This window comes from Flavobacterium sp. 3HN19-14, assembly GCF_051373205.1.
Lineage (GTDB): Bacteria > Bacteroidota > Bacteroidia > Flavobacteriales > Flavobacteriaceae > Flavobacterium.
Genome location: NZ_JBPPZT010000001.1, coordinates 2508015 through 2523200 on the forward strand (window position 1 = coordinate 2508015; position 15186 = coordinate 2523200).

Below are 15186 nucleotides of genomic sequence, written 5' to 3' on the forward strand. Positions count from 1 at the left end.
ATTAAATATGGGACGTAACACATCTATATCGCTAGGAAATCATTTTGAAAGTTTCATCGAAAGTACTGTCAATAATGGTAGGTTTAATAACGCAAGTGAAGTTGTACGCGCAGGGCTTCGTCTTCTTGAAGAAGAAGAAAACAGAATAATTTCCTTGCGGAAAGCTATACAGGAAGGTATCGATAGTGGAATTGTTGAAGATTTTGAACCGAAAAAGTTTTTAGAAACTCTAAAAGCTAGAAAAAGATAAATGGCAAAATATAAATTTACCAGAAGAGCACTTAACGATTTAATAGAAATTTGGGATTATACAGTTGAGACTTGGTCTGAAAATCAAGCTGAGAAATATTATAATTTAATAATTGCTTCATGCATGGATTTATCCGACAATCCAAAACTAGGAAAATCATATGAAATTCTTTCATTGAATGTGCTTGGTTACAAATGTGGTGAACACATAATTTTCTATCGGGAAATTTCAAAGAATGAAATTGAAATCGAAAGAGTTTTACATGGAATGATGGATTTGAAAAGTAAATTATAAGAACCTCACATAACGAGCAGCTTAACGCCAGAGCGGCCTTTTTGGTGCTCGTTAGTTCATTTCTTTTTCATAACTTCGTTCGCGGTCACCGAAAGTACTCAGTTCCCAAACCGCCGCACCGGCGTGAAGCTGCCGGGCGTTATAGGCAACTTTTTGAGCCATAAAATTAAATTTAACTATTTTATACTATGTCAACAGAAACCAAGAAAAAAATCTGTTTTGTAATTTCTCCTATAGGACAAGAAGGCTCAGAAACTAGAGAGCGCTCAAATCAAGTTTTAAAACATATAATAACTAAGCCAGTTGAAGAATTAGGATATACTGTTATTCGGGCAGACAAAATTTCTGAGCCAGGAATTATTACTACACAAATTATTGGTCATATCGTTGATGCAGAACTTGTAATTGCTGATTTAACAGATAAAAATCCAAATGTATTTTATGAGTTGGCAATTAGGCACGCTATTAGAAAACCTCTTGTACAGTTAATTCGAAAAGATGATGACATTCCTTTTGACGTTGCTGCAACAAGAATTATTCAATTTGATTTACAAAACCTGGATAACGTCGAAAATGTAAAGGAAGAAATAAAGTCTCAAGTGCAATCAATAGAATCTGGAAGTAGTGAAGTACATAATCCTATTTCTGTATCACTTGATTTAAAGGTTTTAAAAGAAAGCGGAAATATTGAAGAAAGATCTTTAGCTGATATTGTCGAAGCGATTTCTGATCTAAGACTTGCAATGACTTCTGTTGATAAAGGTTTGCCTTCAAATAAATTACTAGAAGAATTCAAAAATATGATGGACAATTTGCCGTCTAGAATTGAAAGTAGATTTGACTTGGACTACAAAAGAAGAAAAAGAAGATTTCATCCATTTATGCTTGAAGAAATGATACATATGGAAATTGGATCAAATGACCCAAATCTAAGTTTTCTTATGATGATAAGCTTCTTTAAAGATGATTATCCTTGGCTTTATGAAATTGGACTTGAAACATATAAAGATTTAAAAACTGCAAAAACAAAAGAAAAAAAAGTAAATTTGATACAAGATTTTGAAAAAGTTCTGGATGTTGCAAATCATCCGATGTTTCGTGAAATGTATGGTAAATCTGAAGATTCATACATGCTAATCAAAGAAGCAAGACATTCAATTATTCATTTTTTAGATAGATTTTTAATGAAAGAATAGTTAAGCTGCCTATAACATGCAGTTTTATGCAATTGCCTGTTTTGTGTTCGATACTTCATTTCTTTTTCATAATTTCGTTCACGGTCACCGAAAGTATCCGGCTCCGAAGTTCCGGCAACTTCATAAAGCTGCTGGGCGTTGGGCGATATTGCCAACTAACCGGAACTAATCGTATAACAACAACAAATTATAATAATGAATATTGAACAGCTATTTACCGAAGAAGCAACAATAAAAATAAGTGTGTTAAAAATTGATAATAAAAAAATTTCGAAAAGTGTTTTTAATCAATTACACATAAGATCACCTTTTGATAAATTATATAATCTTAAAGAAAACGTCAAATTTTTCGGTTATATAAATGATAAAGAAAGATGGATAATTTGGTCAAATGGAGAATTTTTATCGAAGTATGAAATAAACGAGCTTTTCCCAATATTGCGAATTGATTTAGACAAAGACACAATTAAAGATTTAGTAAAAGTCTTTCCGTCAGAACAAGCTCAATCGCTTAATTCATGTAGAAACGAGTTTGGTATTTTAGAATATCAAGATATACAAATATCAAGTGTTTTAGATAGAAATGAACAATATGAAATTCAGGATGAAAAAGATGTAATTAATAAAATATTGAAAACAGTTTTAACAAAGCAAATTTTTCTTTAATCGAGCAACATCGACCCAACATGGGCTTGGCGCCAGAGCGGCCTTTTTGTGCAAAATTGTATCAGTATTTTCCATAACTTCGTTTCCGGTCACCGAAAGTACTCGGCTCCGAAATTGCCGCACCGGCGCAAAGCCCTGGGCGTTATAAGCCATTGACTCAGTTTGCGGATAAACTTAGAATATGAAAAGAATTTTTATATTTTTTACACTAACATTCATAAAACTTGTAATTGCTCAAGATAAGCAATCTTATGAGAAGATTGCATACGATTATTTTGAAAAAAATATAATTTCAAAAGATTATAGTAACATTAAATATTTCGAATATGATGGAAAAATCAATTTTGAATGGAATGGTTACAGCACTTGTATGCAATGCAAAAGTTTGGATACTGTAAAAACTAAAATATATACAATATCTTTAAATAATAATAAAAATATTAAAAGAAGAATTACATTTTTCGATAGATTATTTATTCCAAAATCAAAATTGAGAAAGATTTATGTTTTTAAAAGATATAGATATTTTGATTCTATTGTTGTTTGCATAAATGTTTCAGAAGAGCAACAAGATCATTTTTATACTTTTCAAATTAGCGAATCGGATAAAGAAGTAAAAGAATATTGCAAAACAATAATGTATAACTAAATTAGCACAACGGCTTATAACGAGCAGCTTAACGCCAGAGCGGCAATTAGTTGCAAATTGTTCGCATATTTTTCATAATTTCGTTCACGGTCACCGAAAGTCCTCAGCTCCGAAACTGCCGCACCGGCGTGAAGCTGCCGGGCGTTAGCTGCAACTTTACCAGAACTAGGACAATTCAACAACTTAATGCAACAAATCATAATCAATAGATTTGTTGTAATATGGAAAAATCAAGATCAAGATTACGTTACGATGAAAGGGTTGTCATCCAGGCATTACTCGCCCAAGGTAAGTCTACTTCATACATCGCCAAAGAATTAGGCCGTCACAGGTCTTCTATCTTCCGGGAAGTCCAGAAATGGGTCGTATTGCCCAAAGATAAGTACAGGGCAGAGCTTGCCCAGTTCATGGCAAAAGAGGATTATCTGAACAAAAGAAATCTTGATAAGATTAATACTTATCAGCGCCTGAAGGATTTCGTTTATTCCCAGCTGGCCTTGAATTTGTCTTCGGAACAGATATCGGGAAGGCTCTCGGTATTGTTCCCGAATGACCCGGTCATGTCAATTTCCCATGAGGCAATCTATAAGCATATCTATCGTAAGAGGCAATCCAAATTAGGTAAATATCTTATTTCATTATTGCCTTATTCACATTCAAAACGGCGTATCAACAGAAAAACAGGCAAGCGAAAATCCAGGATAAAAGATGCCCGGAGTATTGAACTCAGGCCTGAAGATGTAGAGCTTCGCCGCGAAGTCGGGCATTGGGAGAGTGACCTTGTAATAGGGCTGGGCAGAAGAGCGCCATTGCAACAATTGTGGAACGCAAGACACGATTCGTGTACATAATACCTGTCAAAAGCAGGCGCTCTGAAGTGGTCACCAAAGCGATTGCCAGGACTATAAATCAACTCGATCCTGAATTCAGGAAATCAATGACACATGATAATGGAGTTGAGATGGCCAACCATAAGTGGCTAAAAAGTTCTCGGTTATAAAACTCCGGGTGAAATGATGGAATTTGAATTAGCCAATATAAAATATCAAACTTTTAAACTAAATTAGTAACTTAAAATGACCTTTGTTGCATTAAGGTCTTGAATCCACCAAATCGAATAATGAATGAACTAATATCTCCGAAATATCAATTAAAATTAATAAATTCAATTCAAGCAAAATTGCATGAAGAATTTGTTTCATATAAAAGTATATTGTTCTACCTCAAAAAATGGCATCAAAGTCATGAAAGCTATAATTTCAATGACAATTGGGAAAATTTTTCTATTTATTTAGACGTAAATGGAATAGTAGATTTAGAGCCTACATTAAATTCAATGCAGGGTGAAGATTTGCTAAAAATAGCAATTGATTTGGGCATTGATACTCCAGATTTTATCCCAACAATTCCTGTTTTTAAAAATAAAATTAAGGAAAAATATCACAATGTTTATGAGGTATTTTCTAAAGCTCTAAAAAATATAACTACTGATCCAAGTTTGGCAATTGGATTGACAAATTCAGCTTTCGAAAGTATAATCAAGGAAATTTTAAAAGATGAGCGATTCAGTAAAAATTTAAAAGGAACAGAAACTTTATATAAATTAGTCCAAGCAATCTTAGTTGAATTCAAACTGGATAACAAAGAGTTTCCTCAAGAAATGAAAACTATTTGTTCATCGCTAATAGCTATTAGTCAAGCAATAGAAAAACTAAGAAGTGAGAAAACAATATTTCATGGAAAAACAAAAGATGATTTATTAATTAATGATTCTATATATGTTTACTTAACAATTAATTCATTTACAACAGTTGGGCTATTTTTAAACTCATATTACAAAAATAGATATCCGATTCCTAAAATTGAAATTTTAGATGATTTAAAGGATTTACCATTTTAGGCCATCTGCTAACATGGGCTTGGCAAAATTGCGGCACAATCTGCAAAATTGAACCAGTATTTTCCCTAACTTCGTTCACGGTCACCGAAAGAACTCGGCTTCGAAATCGCCGCAACTTCGCAAAGCCCTGGCCGTTAGCTGCAACCTTGGCTCAGTTTGCGAACACCCAATCTTTCGAATTTTAGGCGGAATTTTTTGCAAAATTTAATCTTGTTCTAAACGAATATTTTATTGTAATACAGCTTATAAAACTCACACCAATCAAATCAACGAGGCCGTTTAAATCATATAAGATTTTATAGAAAAATAAACAAATCTTCGGCAGAATCGAACAATTACGTTAATTTTTTCGAAATAATTGTGCAGTTAAATAACTTCACATATATTTGCAGTCAAATAACTGCGCAATGAATTTCAGAAGAGATGTATTTCAGGCTATTGCCGACCCTACACGAAGAGGGATTTTAACAATGCTTGCGTTGCAAGCGATGACGCCAGGCGCTATTGCTTCGGGTTTTGGTTCGTCGCGACAGACGATTTCCAAGCACATTCAGATTCTTACAGAGTGTGAACTGCTTAATCAAAAGCAAGTCGGAAGAGAAATTTACTACGAACTTAATCCGCAAAAAATAAAAGAAATCGATGTTTGGGTGAACCAATTAAGGCAAATCTGGGAAACACGATTTCACCAGCTCAACGACGTATTATCAACCATTAAAAAATAGATAAAATGAACAATTCACCATTTGATTTTTCACTCGACAGACCGACAAAAACCGTAACCATCAACATGCAATTCGAGGCAGAACTTTCGCGTGTGTGGGATGCTTTTACGAAACCTGAAATCCTCGACCAATGGTATGCACCGAAACCATTCACATCCAGAACAAAAAATATGAATTTCGAAGTAGGCGGCCAAAGATTTTATGCGATGGTTAGTCCGAAAGGGCAGGAGCGATGGGCATTACAAACATATACATCCATAAATCCAAAGACCAATTTCAAAATGTTCAACGCTTTTGCTGACGAAGCCGGAAATCCTGAACCGACAGGCTCTGATTGGAACCTGAATTTCAGCGAGCAAAACGGAATCACGACTGTCAATATCTCTATTTACAACGAATCTGCAGAACGCCTTGAAGCGGTGATTGATGGCTTTAAAGCAGGCATGGCCATGACATTTGAAAACCTTCAAAAGCTGCTGGCTGGTTTGTCAGGAAAGTGATTTTGGTTTTTAAGGGTGCTAAATTAAATGATCTGGCAGGCTATCTTGTAAATTTCATAGCTATTTTTCATAACTTCGACAGCATTATAAAATAGCTATGAAACTCGCCAAAAAGATCAAAAGCCTAGTCAATAAACTACCTTATGTGAGAGGACTTTACAAGCAATCGCTGAATTGCATGCATCCAAACGGGCACTATTATTCGCCCGTTTTTTCTATTGAAGATGTGAGGAAACGCCAGGATGCAATTTGGAAAAATGTTGATATTGATGGTATTTGGCCTGAATTTAAGAACTGAAGAACAGAAAAAGTTGCTTAAAGAATTTACGGTTTTTTATGATGAAATGCCTTTCAAACCTGAAAGACAGGATAATATCCGCTATAATTTCGAAAACGGATATTATTCGTATACGGATGGCATTGCACTGTATTCCATCATCAGGTATTTCAAACCCAAAAGGATCATAGAAATTGGTTCGGGATTTTCATCAGCCGTGATGCTTGACACCAATAGTCTTTTCTTTGAGAATAAAATCGATCTGACATTCATCGATCCTTATGCAGACAGGCTTTATTCATTAATAACCGAAGAAGATAAGCGAACTGCAAAAATTATTGAAACCGACGTGCAGCAAATTCCGTTAACGACTTTTCAGGCGTTGCAGTCCGGCGATATTTTGTTTATTGACAGTACACATGTTTCAAAAACCGGAAGCGATGTCAATTATATATTATTTGAGATTTTACCGGCACTCAACAGTGGCGTCTTAATTCATTTTCATGATATCTTTTATCCGTTTGAATATCCTAAAGACTGGGTTTTTAGCGGTATTAACTGGAATGAAGATTATATTTTAAAGGCTTTCCTGATGTACAATGAACAATTTGAAATTAAATTATTTTCAGATTACATGCACAGGCTCCACAAAAATTCATTTTCTGATTTGCCATTGGCCTATAAAAATACAGGCGGTAATTTATGGATTGAAAAGAAATAATTTAGGCAAAGAAAACACGTATAAATACCTGTAAATAAAACCGCTAAAGTAGTTAGATTTGACCATCACTTTCAAATCAAAATTAAATACTATGGATTTATCAGATAACAATGCTCCGGGTGTACATATTCAGGAAGCAGACGCGTCAAATGGTACTTCGAATGTTGCGACAGCAATTCCGGCTTTTATAGGTTATACGCCACAGGCATCTTTTGAAGGAAAATCATGCACGAATATACCTTTTAAAATTTTTTCTTTTAACGATTTTCAGTCGATATTCGGCTTTTGGAATCCTGATGGAAGCTTAGCAGCCCAGCAATACAATCCGCAATATTATCTGGTAGCACAAAAAGCAAAACCTGAAAAAGGCGATTACCTGATGGTTTCGGATGCTTATTATTCGCTCGTTCCTGACCCAAGCACTATATATTATCTTTATAACAGTGTGAAGCTTTTCTATGAAAATGGCGGCGGCGAGGCATATATTGTTTCAGTCGGTTACTTATGGAAGTCCATCAGGAAAGCCGATGGAACCGGGAGCGCAGATTGTCAATCAAAATGTTTTACTGGATGATTTGAAACGCGGACTTACACTGCTACAAAATTATCAGGAACCGACCATGTACATTTGTCCCGAAGCAACACTGCTCGATATTGAAAATAACGGTACATTGATGCAAACGATGTTGCAGCAGTCGTCAGACATGCAAACTTCAATAAGTATTTTTGATGTGATTGGAGGCAATGACCCGGATCCGCTTCTGTATATGAACGATATTATAACGTTTCGGAACAGCACAGGTTCAAACGGCCTTATGTATGGCACAGCTTATTATCCTTTTTTAGGAACGACCATTATGCAGCCGACGGATATTGATTATACTAATTTATTCGGAGGTGATATCGAACAACTGGAAGTGATTCTGAATCCGTCAGGGTCAAATCCGGCACTTACCGCAATATTCCAAAATATCAAAAATGACCCAAAAGGACTGTCGGCATCTCAAAACCAAACGGCACTTCTGAATGCAAGCCAGGATTATACCCAGATTATGGCGCACGTACTTTCGCAAGCCAACATTTTGCCGCCAAGCGGAGGAATGGCAGGCATAATTACGACAACTGACAATAATTCCGGACCTTGGATGGCACCTGCTAACACTTCGATTGTAGGCGTTTCATCCCTGCCAATTCGCCTTACCGATAGCCAGCAAGGAGCGCTGAATACCGATGATGTTTCGGGAAAATCAATCAATGCGTTTAGATTCTTTAACGGACTCGGAATATTGGTTTGGGGAGCACGTACGCTCGACGGTAACAGTATGGACTGGAAATACCTGCCGGTTTGCCGCACCATGATTTATCTTAAGCAATCTTGTATGTGGATTGCCAGCAAGTATACTTTTGCGCCAAATACCAGCCCGACATGGAATACGGTCAAAGCAGATATTGAAAATTTCCTTAATGGTGTATGGAAAGCCGGCGGTTTAATGGGAGCAAAAGCATCGGATGCTTATTCTGTAACATGCGGACTCGGATCAACCATGACCTCTGATGATATGCTGAACGGATTTATGAACGTTATTGTGACCGTAGCCATTACAAATCCTGCTGAATTTGTGGTAATTGAATTTCAACAGCAAATGGCAACTGAATGACAGCCAAAGTTATTGTTTCGTGTAATTAAAAGTTATTGATATGATAAGATAAATAAAAATAATGCAGACTTAAAATCCGAGCGGATTATAACCGTAATTTTGCATTAAAATTATAAGCACTGCATGAAAATATTATTTTCTTATATCAAAACCCACAAGACACTCTTGTTTTTTGCACTCTTACTGGCCGCTATAAACCAATGTTTTTCGCTCTGTGATTCTATTATCATTGGAAAATTAATGAACCAATGTGGAGATGGTGTAGCGAATTTCAACAACAATTTCAATCATTTTGCCAAAGTTGTACTTGGATGGCTGGCGTTGTCAGTAGGTGCAGCGATGGTGTCGAGAATCGCTAAAAATTTCCAGGATTATTTTACCAATATCATCATCCAGAGAACCGGCGCACAGATGTATACCGATGGTATTCGCAAAGCGCTGCAATTACCTTTTCAGGATTTTGAAGATCAACGCAGCGGCGAGACTTTAGGTAAATTGCAGAAAGTCAGAATCGATTGCGAGAAGTTTATTACGCTTTCAATATCGCTGATTTTCCAATCAGTTGTTGGGATTATTTTCGTTGTCGTGTATGCCATCAATATACATTGGCTGCTTGGCCCGATTTTCCTTGCAACAGTTCCGGTAATTGCTTTCATTAGTTCTTTCCTTGGGAAAAAAATCAAAAAAGTGTCGCGTGAAATTTTAGGTGAAACGACGGCTTTGGCAGGCGCAACAACCGAATCACTTCGCAACATTGAACTCGTAAAAAGCCTTGGGCTCACACAACAGGAAGTCAACAGGCTGAATTCGACCACTACAAAAATCCTCGGACTCGAATTAAAAAAAGTACGTTATATACGTTCGCTAAGCTTTTTTCAAGGCACAACAGTACATTTTATGCGCACGGCTTTAGTTTTTGCGCTGTATCTTTTTATTTTTAATGGCATCATCAAACCCGGAGATTTAATCACGTTGATGTTCTTTTCATTTTTCTTATTCAATCCGCTTCAGGAACTCGGAAATGTTATTGCGACATACAACGAGACCAACGCTTCAATGGATAATTTCAATAAACTGATGAATGCAAAAAGCGAAGCGATTCCGGCAAATCCGCAGACAATCGGACTCATCAATAACCTGCGTTTTACGAATATTTCATTCAAACACCAAACTGCACATTCTTATGCGGTAAAACAAATTTCATTTGAAGCGAAAGCTGGCGAAACCATTGCTTTTGTCGGCCCGTCAGGAAGCGGAAAAACAACGCTTGTGAAATTATTGGTAGGTTTGTACAATCCGAATGAAGGCGCGATATTTTACAATGAAAAGAATGCAAATGAAATCGATTTGACCGAATTGAGGCAACAGCTGGGATTCGTAACGCAAGACGCACAACTGTTTTCCGGTACCATAAAAGACAACCTGCTTTTCGTAAAACCCGATGCTACAGACGAAGAATTGTATGATGTATTGAAGAAATCTGCCTGCGACAATCTTTTAAAAAGGGCCGAAAATGGCATCAATACTACAATTGGCGAGGGTGGTATCAAAGTTTCCGGAGGCGAAAAACAAAGACTTTCTATTGCTCGTGCCTTGTTGAGACATCCACGATTATTGCTTTTTGATGAGGCAACATCAGCGCTTGACTCGATCACGGAAGAAGAAATCACGCAAACCATCAGGAATATCTCGTCGAAACAAGACCAGATTACGGTATTGATTGCGCACCGTTTGTCTACAATAATGCACGCCGATAAAATCTATGTCCTTGAACAAGGCGAAATAATAGAACAGGGCAGGCATCAGGATTTACTCGACGAAAAAGGGCTTTATTATGCAATGTGGCGCCAGCAAATCGGGGAAAGGAAATAAATTCACCCCTTTTTTTACACATCAACAAAATTGTATGTATTTGTTTATCAATACTATATAATTTTTACGAATTTATCAGTTTTCGGCTAAGCTTACAACTTTCGTTATATTGATTTATTTTTGTGATTCTTACATTTATTAACCGCATTCACAAAAACCAATATTATGCTGCGAATACTCAAACCACTGTCTTTTCTGATTGTCTTGATTTTGACTACATCAATCAACGCCCAAACAAAGCCTGTTTATCTTGACGATTCAAAACCAACAAAAGAACGTGTTGAGGATGCCTTGAAACGCATGACGCTGGAGGAAAAGATCGCGATTATTCACGCACAGTCGAAATTCAGTTCTGCAGGTGTACCGCGGCTCGGCATTCCGGAAAACTGGATGTCTGATGGCTCGCACGGAATCCGCCCTGAAGTGCTTTGGGATGAATGGTCGCAGGCAGGATGGACAAACGATTCGTGTACTGCTTTCCCGGCATTGACAGCACTTGCCGCGACCTGGAATAAAGATATGGCTAAATTATATGGACAATCGCTTGGAGCAGAAGCACGTTACAGAAATAAAAATGTACTTTTAGGCCCAGGGCGTCAACATCTACAGAACGCCTTTAAACGGCCGGAACTTTGAGTATATGGGTGAAGATCCGTTCCTGACTTCGTCAATTGTAGTGCCTTATATAAAAGGTGTTCAGTTGAATGGTGTTGCGGCTTGTGTAAAGCATTTTGCACTCAATAATCAGGAAACGAACCGCGACAATGTAAATGTAGTAGTTGATGACAGGGCTTTGTATGAAATTTATCTTCCGGCATTTAAAGCCGCTGTTCAGGAAGGACAGGCGCTTGCCATCATGGGCTCTTATAACCAGTATAAAGGACAGCAATGCTGCCACAACCAATATTTGCTTAATGATATTTTGCGCGGCGAATGGGGTTTTGAAGGTGTTGTAATTTCAGATTGGGGAGGTGCACATGATACGAAACAATCTATTTTTAATGGCCTTGATATGGAATTCGGTAGTTGAACCAACGGTATGACTTTCGGGCGCAGCAATGCTTACGACCAGTATTATCTGGCCAAACCTTACCGTGATATGATTAAATCAGGTGAAGTTGGCACTAAGGAATTAGATGAGAAAGTACGCCGTGTTTTAAGATTGTCGTTCCTTACAACGATGAATAAAAATCGTCCTTTAGGCTCTTTTGCCACAGAAGAACACATGCTTGCAGGCAGAAAAATCGCCGAAGAAGGCATCGTATTGCTCCAAAACAAAAACAACATCTTACCAATCGACCTTAGCAAAACAAAAAAGATTGCCGTAATTGGCGAAAATGCAATCAAGAAAATGACAATTGGCGGTGGCAGTTCTTCGCTTAAAGCAAAGTATGAAGTTTCTCCGTTGGACGGATTGAAAAACTCGTCGGTTCAAAAGCCACAATTACTTATGCGCGCGGATATATCGGCGATGCTACTGCTAATTTTGACGGCGTTGCGACCGGACAGGATTTAACCGAAAACCGTTCAGCGGAAGCCTTAGCAAAAGAAGCGGTTGACCTTGCGGCCAATTCAGATATCGTGATTTTTGTCGGCGGACTCAACAAAAGCGACAAACAGGATTCCGAAGGTGCCGACCGCACCGGACTCGAATTGCCTTACAACCAGGATGCCTTGGTGTACCAACTTTTAAAAGCCAATAAAAAAATCGTATTTGTTAATATTTCAGGAAATGCGGTAGCAATGCCATGGGTAAATGAAGTGCCGGGAATTGTACAGGCGTGGTATCTGGGCTCAGAAGCCGGGAATGCAATTGCCGAAGTTTTGACCGGTGCTGTAAACCCATCAGGAAAACTCACTTTTACTTTTCCTGTAAAACTTCAGGACAATGGCGGTATTGCAATGGGAGAATTTCCGGGAGGAAAAGAAGTGAATTACAAAGAAGGCATTTATGTAGGTTACCGCTGGGCAGACAAGAAAAATATCAAACCACTTTTCCCATTCGGGCATGGATTGAGTTATACAACTTTCAAATACGGAAAAGTGACTGCTGATAAATCAACCATGACAGCATCAGATAAAATAACTTTTTCAGTCAGCATTAAAAACACCGGAAAAAGAGATGGTTCAGAAGTAGTGGAGCTTTATATAAATGACGTTAAATCTTCTGTAGATAAACCTGTTAGAGAACTGAAAGGTTTTGAAAAAATCAGCCTTAAAGCTGGTGAAGAAAAAACTGTCAGCATCACAATCGATAAAAGTGCGCTTAGTTATTTTGATGCCGCCAAACATGAATGGGTTGCTGAATCAGGCGAATTTGAAGCACAGATTGGCGCTTCATCACGGGATATCAAAGGAACATTTAGATTCACATTACAATAAAATATGAATGTTAAAAAGAAAAAGCCTGGGTAATTCCAGGCTTTTAATTTATAGTATAACAATCTTAATCTTTTACCAATCTGAATGATTGTCCATTTACAACAGCGATGTATACACCATTTGGCAATTGACTGATGTTGGCTCCGGAAGTTTTGCTTATTTCAAAATCCATTATTTTTTGACCTAATACATTCAATAATTTCCCTTTTGATAAATTAGGTATATTGCTGTAAATAAAATCAGACGACGGGTTTGGCCAAAGTACCAAAGATTGCAGGCTATTCTCCTGAATACCCAACGTTTGCGTAATTTTTGTCAGATATGGATAATATTCAAAACTTTCTGCAGTATGCGTGAATGGCCCGAACTGCGAATCGCCGCTTGCCATTCCCGACAAATACATATCGCCATTGGCCGAAATCGCAATTCCGTCAGCGCGATCATACAGATGGCCGCCGGTATTGATTGCGGTTTGTATTTCGCCATTGGCATTGTATTTCAAAAGTAAAGCATCATCATTATAATCAGGCAGATTGGAAGTTGTCAAGCCATTTCCCCAATCGATTGCGCCGTGCATAGAACCCGAAAAAGTAGACATTTCCGGCATTATCAAGACCGAGATAATTGCGTTTTCCAGGAACAACATAAGCATCTGCCGGGGCTTCACGAACCCATTGAAAAGTACCAGTCGCATCCAGTTTTGCAATAAAAAAATCTGAAAAACTGAATTGTGTAGGCCTGCCGCCGTAATGTTTCCGAATGTATAAGGCCCGAACAAATAAGAACTGAAATAAACCGCATCAGGCGTCAAAGCTTTTACGATCGGAGTAGGGCAGGTAACATCTTCAACATACTGCATCCATTGGTAAGTGCCTTCCGGCGAATATTTGACGACATAAGTATTGTAAGTAAATGGCGCTGGAACCGCAACGCCACCATAAGTTGCATTCGTTTCAGCACATCCGCCAGCCGCATAAATATTGCCTGCATTGTCAACGCTGAGCGATGTAATCATTTTGACGTTGAGCTGCGTAATCGTCATTTGCAATGTTCCCTGAGGCGATAGTTGCTGTATCCAGGAGTTTTGGTAATCTGTATAACCAATGTAGATATTATTGGAATTATCTACGGCGACAGCGCGGAAGACATTGAGAAAGGTTACGTCATCTGCATAAACCTGATGGTGCCAAAGCATATTTCCCGAAGCATCAAGCTTGATTAAAAGGAATTGCACGCCTTGGTCAACCGTAACAAATCCGATGTCTTCGATAAGCAATGAACCGACATAACCGGCTGCAATGACCAGATTTCCCTCGTTGTCGGTCACCATATCATAGATAATTGCATTGCCGTCGATGAGCTTTGTGTATTGTTCGTTTCCGGCGCTGTCATATTTATGGATTGCAACTTTACCAAAAACATCATTATAAAGGTATTGGTTTTCCTGAAATCCGGCCATGTATACATTTCCTGAATTGTCTGTCGCAACTGAATACCCAAGGTTATCCGGATTGGCATCGAAAGTAATTCCGGTGTTTTGAGCCATTCGAAATTCTGCGACTGCGCAAATACTGTCATAAAAAACAGTAGGATTAAAGTAATTTTTTTCATAAGCTTTAGTTTTGATTGCTGGTTAGTGCTTTTATTTTTAAGATGTTAAAATCGGTGTTGGGTTGCGTTGCACATCAGGAAATCAAAAACAGGTAAATATACCTATTGTATGCCAAGTTCAATTACTTTATATTTGAAAAGTAATACAGAATGTGCTTACATACAATAACTTAACCAAAAAAACCAATATGCTGAACTTAAACGTAACCGTTACCGGCGGGATTCCGCCCATGCCAATTTCCGTAGATTTCACCAACCTTAATGATGCTACCCAAAATCTATCCTTCAAAGAAAGTATGGGATTTAGCAACAATTATAACTTCGCTCCCGGGCAGTACACGCTTGTTATCAGCGGCATGAATCCTGATGGAGGCGGTGCAGTTTCAATTGCACTGACGGGAACTTTTCAGTCCGCACCATTGCCAAATCCTACTTATACTTCAGGCAATCCGACGTATTCTGCCATTTTTTACTTCGTAATTTAA

The 15186-nt window shown here is 37.7% G+C and carries 17 protein-coding genes and 1 pseudogene; 17 read left to right on the forward strand and 1 reads right to left on the reverse strand.

Features of this window, described 5'->3' with window-relative positions; genetic code table 11:
• Nucleotides 1–7 precede the first annotated feature (7 nt).
• The 16 genes and pseudogenes from ACSLFW_RS13560 (at nt 8) to ACSLFW_RS13635 (ending at nt 13090) form a co-directional block, all read left to right on the forward strand.
• Nucleotides 8–250, forward strand: a complete 243-nt coding sequence (locus ACSLFW_RS13560; RefSeq protein ID WP_436557449.1) for a type II toxin-antitoxin system ParD family antitoxin — start codon at nt 8–10, stop codon at nt 248–250.
• Nucleotides 251–544, forward strand: coding sequence for a type II toxin-antitoxin system RelE/ParE family toxin (locus ACSLFW_RS13565; RefSeq protein WP_436556194.1), 294 nt, complete (start codon nt 251–253; stop codon nt 542–544).
• A 188-nt stretch (nt 545–732) separates the two neighbouring features.
• A complete protein-coding gene (locus tag ACSLFW_RS13570) occupies nt 733–1740 on the forward strand; it encodes a hypothetical protein (protein ID WP_436556195.1) in 1008 nt (335 codons plus the stop codon).
• Between the two features lie 195 nt (nt 1741–1935).
• Nucleotides 1936–2406, forward strand: coding sequence for a hypothetical protein (locus ACSLFW_RS13575; RefSeq protein ID WP_436556196.1), 471 nt, complete (start codon nt 1936–1938; stop codon nt 2404–2406).
• A gap of 181 nt (nt 2407–2587) precedes the next feature.
• Complete coding sequence (locus ACSLFW_RS13580) at nt 2588–3055, forward strand: hypothetical protein (protein ID WP_436556197.1); 468 nt, start codon at nt 2588–2590, stop codon at nt 3053–3055.
• A gap of 221 nt (nt 3056–3276) precedes the next feature.
• The gene (locus ACSLFW_RS13585) at nt 3277–3906 is read left to right on the forward strand and encodes an IS30 family transposase (protein WP_436556198.1); all 630 of its coding nucleotides are present in this window, start codon (nt 3277–3279) and stop codon (nt 3904–3906) included.
• Nucleotides 3897–4055 carry a hypothetical protein gene (locus tag ACSLFW_RS13590; protein WP_436556199.1) on the forward strand — a complete coding sequence of 53 codons (159 nt, stop codon included), beginning with the start codon at nt 3897–3899 and terminating at the stop codon, nt 4053–4055. Before ACSLFW_RS13585 ends, ACSLFW_RS13590 begins: the two co-directional genes overlap by 10 nt.
• A 120-nt stretch (nt 4056–4175) precedes the next feature.
• Nucleotides 4176–4955 carry an abortive infection family protein gene (locus ACSLFW_RS13595; RefSeq protein WP_436556200.1) on the forward strand — a complete coding sequence of 260 codons (780 nt, stop codon included), beginning with the start codon at nt 4176–4178 and terminating at the stop codon, nt 4953–4955.
• Nucleotides 4956–5362: 407 nt separating this feature from the next.
• The gene (locus ACSLFW_RS13600; RefSeq protein WP_436556201.1) at nt 5363–5680 is read left to right on the forward strand and encodes an ArsR/SmtB family transcription factor; all 318 of its coding nucleotides are present in this window, start codon (nt 5363–5365) and stop codon (nt 5678–5680) included.
• Nucleotides 5681–5685: 5 nt separating this feature from the next.
• Nucleotides 5686–6180 carry an SRPBCC family protein gene (locus ACSLFW_RS13605; protein WP_436556202.1) on the forward strand — a complete coding sequence of 165 codons (495 nt, stop codon included), beginning with the start codon at nt 5686–5688 and terminating at the stop codon, nt 6178–6180.
• Between the two features lie 97 nt (nt 6181–6277).
• The gene (locus ACSLFW_RS13610) at nt 6278–6478 is read left to right on the forward strand and encodes a hypothetical protein (RefSeq protein ID WP_436556203.1); all 201 of its coding nucleotides are present in this window, start codon (nt 6278–6280) and stop codon (nt 6476–6478) included.
• Nucleotides 6450–7178, forward strand: coding sequence for a class I SAM-dependent methyltransferase (locus tag ACSLFW_RS13615; protein ID WP_436556204.1), 729 nt, complete (start codon nt 6450–6452; stop codon nt 7176–7178). The genes ACSLFW_RS13610 and ACSLFW_RS13615 overlap by 29 nt, the downstream gene beginning before the upstream one ends.
• Nucleotides 7179–7269: 91 nt before the next feature.
• Nucleotides 7270–7752, forward strand: a complete 483-nt coding sequence (locus tag ACSLFW_RS13620; protein WP_436556205.1) for a hypothetical protein — start codon at nt 7270–7272, stop codon at nt 7750–7752.
• A complete protein-coding gene (locus ACSLFW_RS13625; protein WP_436556206.1) occupies nt 7706–8836 on the forward strand; it encodes a phage tail sheath family protein in 1131 nt (376 codons plus the stop codon). Before ACSLFW_RS13620 ends, ACSLFW_RS13625 begins: the two co-directional genes overlap by 47 nt.
• A 123-nt stretch (nt 8837–8959) precedes the next feature.
• Nucleotides 8960–10708 (forward strand): ABC transporter ATP-binding protein, encoded by a 1749-nt coding sequence (locus tag ACSLFW_RS13630; protein ID WP_436556207.1) that lies wholly within the window; start codon nt 8960–8962, stop codon nt 10706–10708.
• A gap of 165 nt (nt 10709–10873) precedes the next feature.
• Nucleotides 10874–13090: pseudogene (locus tag ACSLFW_RS13635) on the forward strand (glycoside hydrolase family 3 C-terminal domain-containing protein).
• A 64-nt stretch (nt 13091–13154) separates the two neighbouring features.
• Here the strand turns inward: ACSLFW_RS13635 and ACSLFW_RS13640 are convergent.
• Complete coding sequence (locus tag ACSLFW_RS13640) at nt 13155–14636, reverse strand: T9SS type A sorting domain-containing protein (protein WP_436556208.1); 1482 nt, start codon at nt 14634–14636, stop codon at nt 13155–13157.
• 253 nt (nt 14637–14889) lie between these two features.
• Here ACSLFW_RS13640 and ACSLFW_RS13645 point away from each other — a divergent pair, with 253 nt between their 5' ends.
• Entirely contained in the window at nt 14890–15186 is a 297-nt protein-coding gene (locus ACSLFW_RS13645; RefSeq protein ID WP_436556209.1) for a hypothetical protein, read from the forward strand.

Bases quoted from the DNA above. Each gene is read 5' to 3' on its own strand.
- ACSLFW_RS13560 (WP_436557449.1), top strand. From the start codon at position 8: ATGGGACGTAACACATCTATATCGCTAGGAAATCATTTTGAAAGTTTC.
- ACSLFW_RS13565 (WP_436556194.1), top strand. From the start codon at position 251: ATGGCAAAATATAAATTTACCAGAAGAGCACTTAACGATTTAATAGAA.
- ACSLFW_RS13570 (WP_436556195.1), top strand. From the start codon at position 733: ATGTCAACAGAAACCAAGAAAAAAATCTGTTTTGTAATTTCTCCTATA.
- ACSLFW_RS13575 (WP_436556196.1), top strand. From the start codon at position 1,936: ATGAATATTGAACAGCTATTTACCGAAGAAGCAACAATAAAAATAAGT.
- ACSLFW_RS13580 (WP_436556197.1), top strand. From the start codon at position 2,588: ATGAAAAGAATTTTTATATTTTTTACACTAACATTCATAAAACTTGTA.
- ACSLFW_RS13585 (WP_436556198.1), top strand. From the start codon at position 3,277: ATGGAAAAATCAAGATCAAGATTACGTTACGATGAAAGGGTTGTCATC.
- ACSLFW_RS13595 (WP_436556200.1), top strand. From the start codon at position 4,176: ATGAATGAACTAATATCTCCGAAATATCAATTAAAATTAATAAATTCA.
- ACSLFW_RS13600 (WP_436556201.1), top strand. From the start codon at position 5,363: ATGAATTTCAGAAGAGATGTATTTCAGGCTATTGCCGACCCTACACGA.
- ACSLFW_RS13605 (WP_436556202.1), top strand. From the start codon at position 5,686: ATGAACAATTCACCATTTGATTTTTCACTCGACAGACCGACAAAAACC.
- ACSLFW_RS13610 (WP_436556203.1), top strand. From the start codon at position 6,278: ATGAAACTCGCCAAAAAGATCAAAAGCCTAGTCAATAAACTACCTTAT.
- ACSLFW_RS13615 (WP_436556204.1), top strand. From the start codon at position 6,450: ATGGTATTTGGCCTGAATTTAAGAACTGAAGAACAGAAAAAGTTGCTT.
- ACSLFW_RS13620 (WP_436556205.1), top strand. From the start codon at position 7,270: ATGGATTTATCAGATAACAATGCTCCGGGTGTACATATTCAGGAAGCA.
- ACSLFW_RS13625 (WP_436556206.1), top strand. From the start codon at position 7,706: ATGGAACCGGGAGCGCAGATTGTCAATCAAAATGTTTTACTGGATGAT.
- ACSLFW_RS13630 (WP_436556207.1), top strand. From the start codon at position 8,960: ATGAAAATATTATTTTCTTATATCAAAACCCACAAGACACTCTTGTTT.
- ACSLFW_RS13640 (WP_436556208.1), bottom strand. From the start codon at position 14,636: ATGGCTCAAAACACCGGAATTACTTTCGATGCCAATCCGGATAACCTT.
- ACSLFW_RS13645 (WP_436556209.1), top strand. From the start codon at position 14,890: ATGCTGAACTTAAACGTAACCGTTACCGGCGGGATTCCGCCCATGCCA.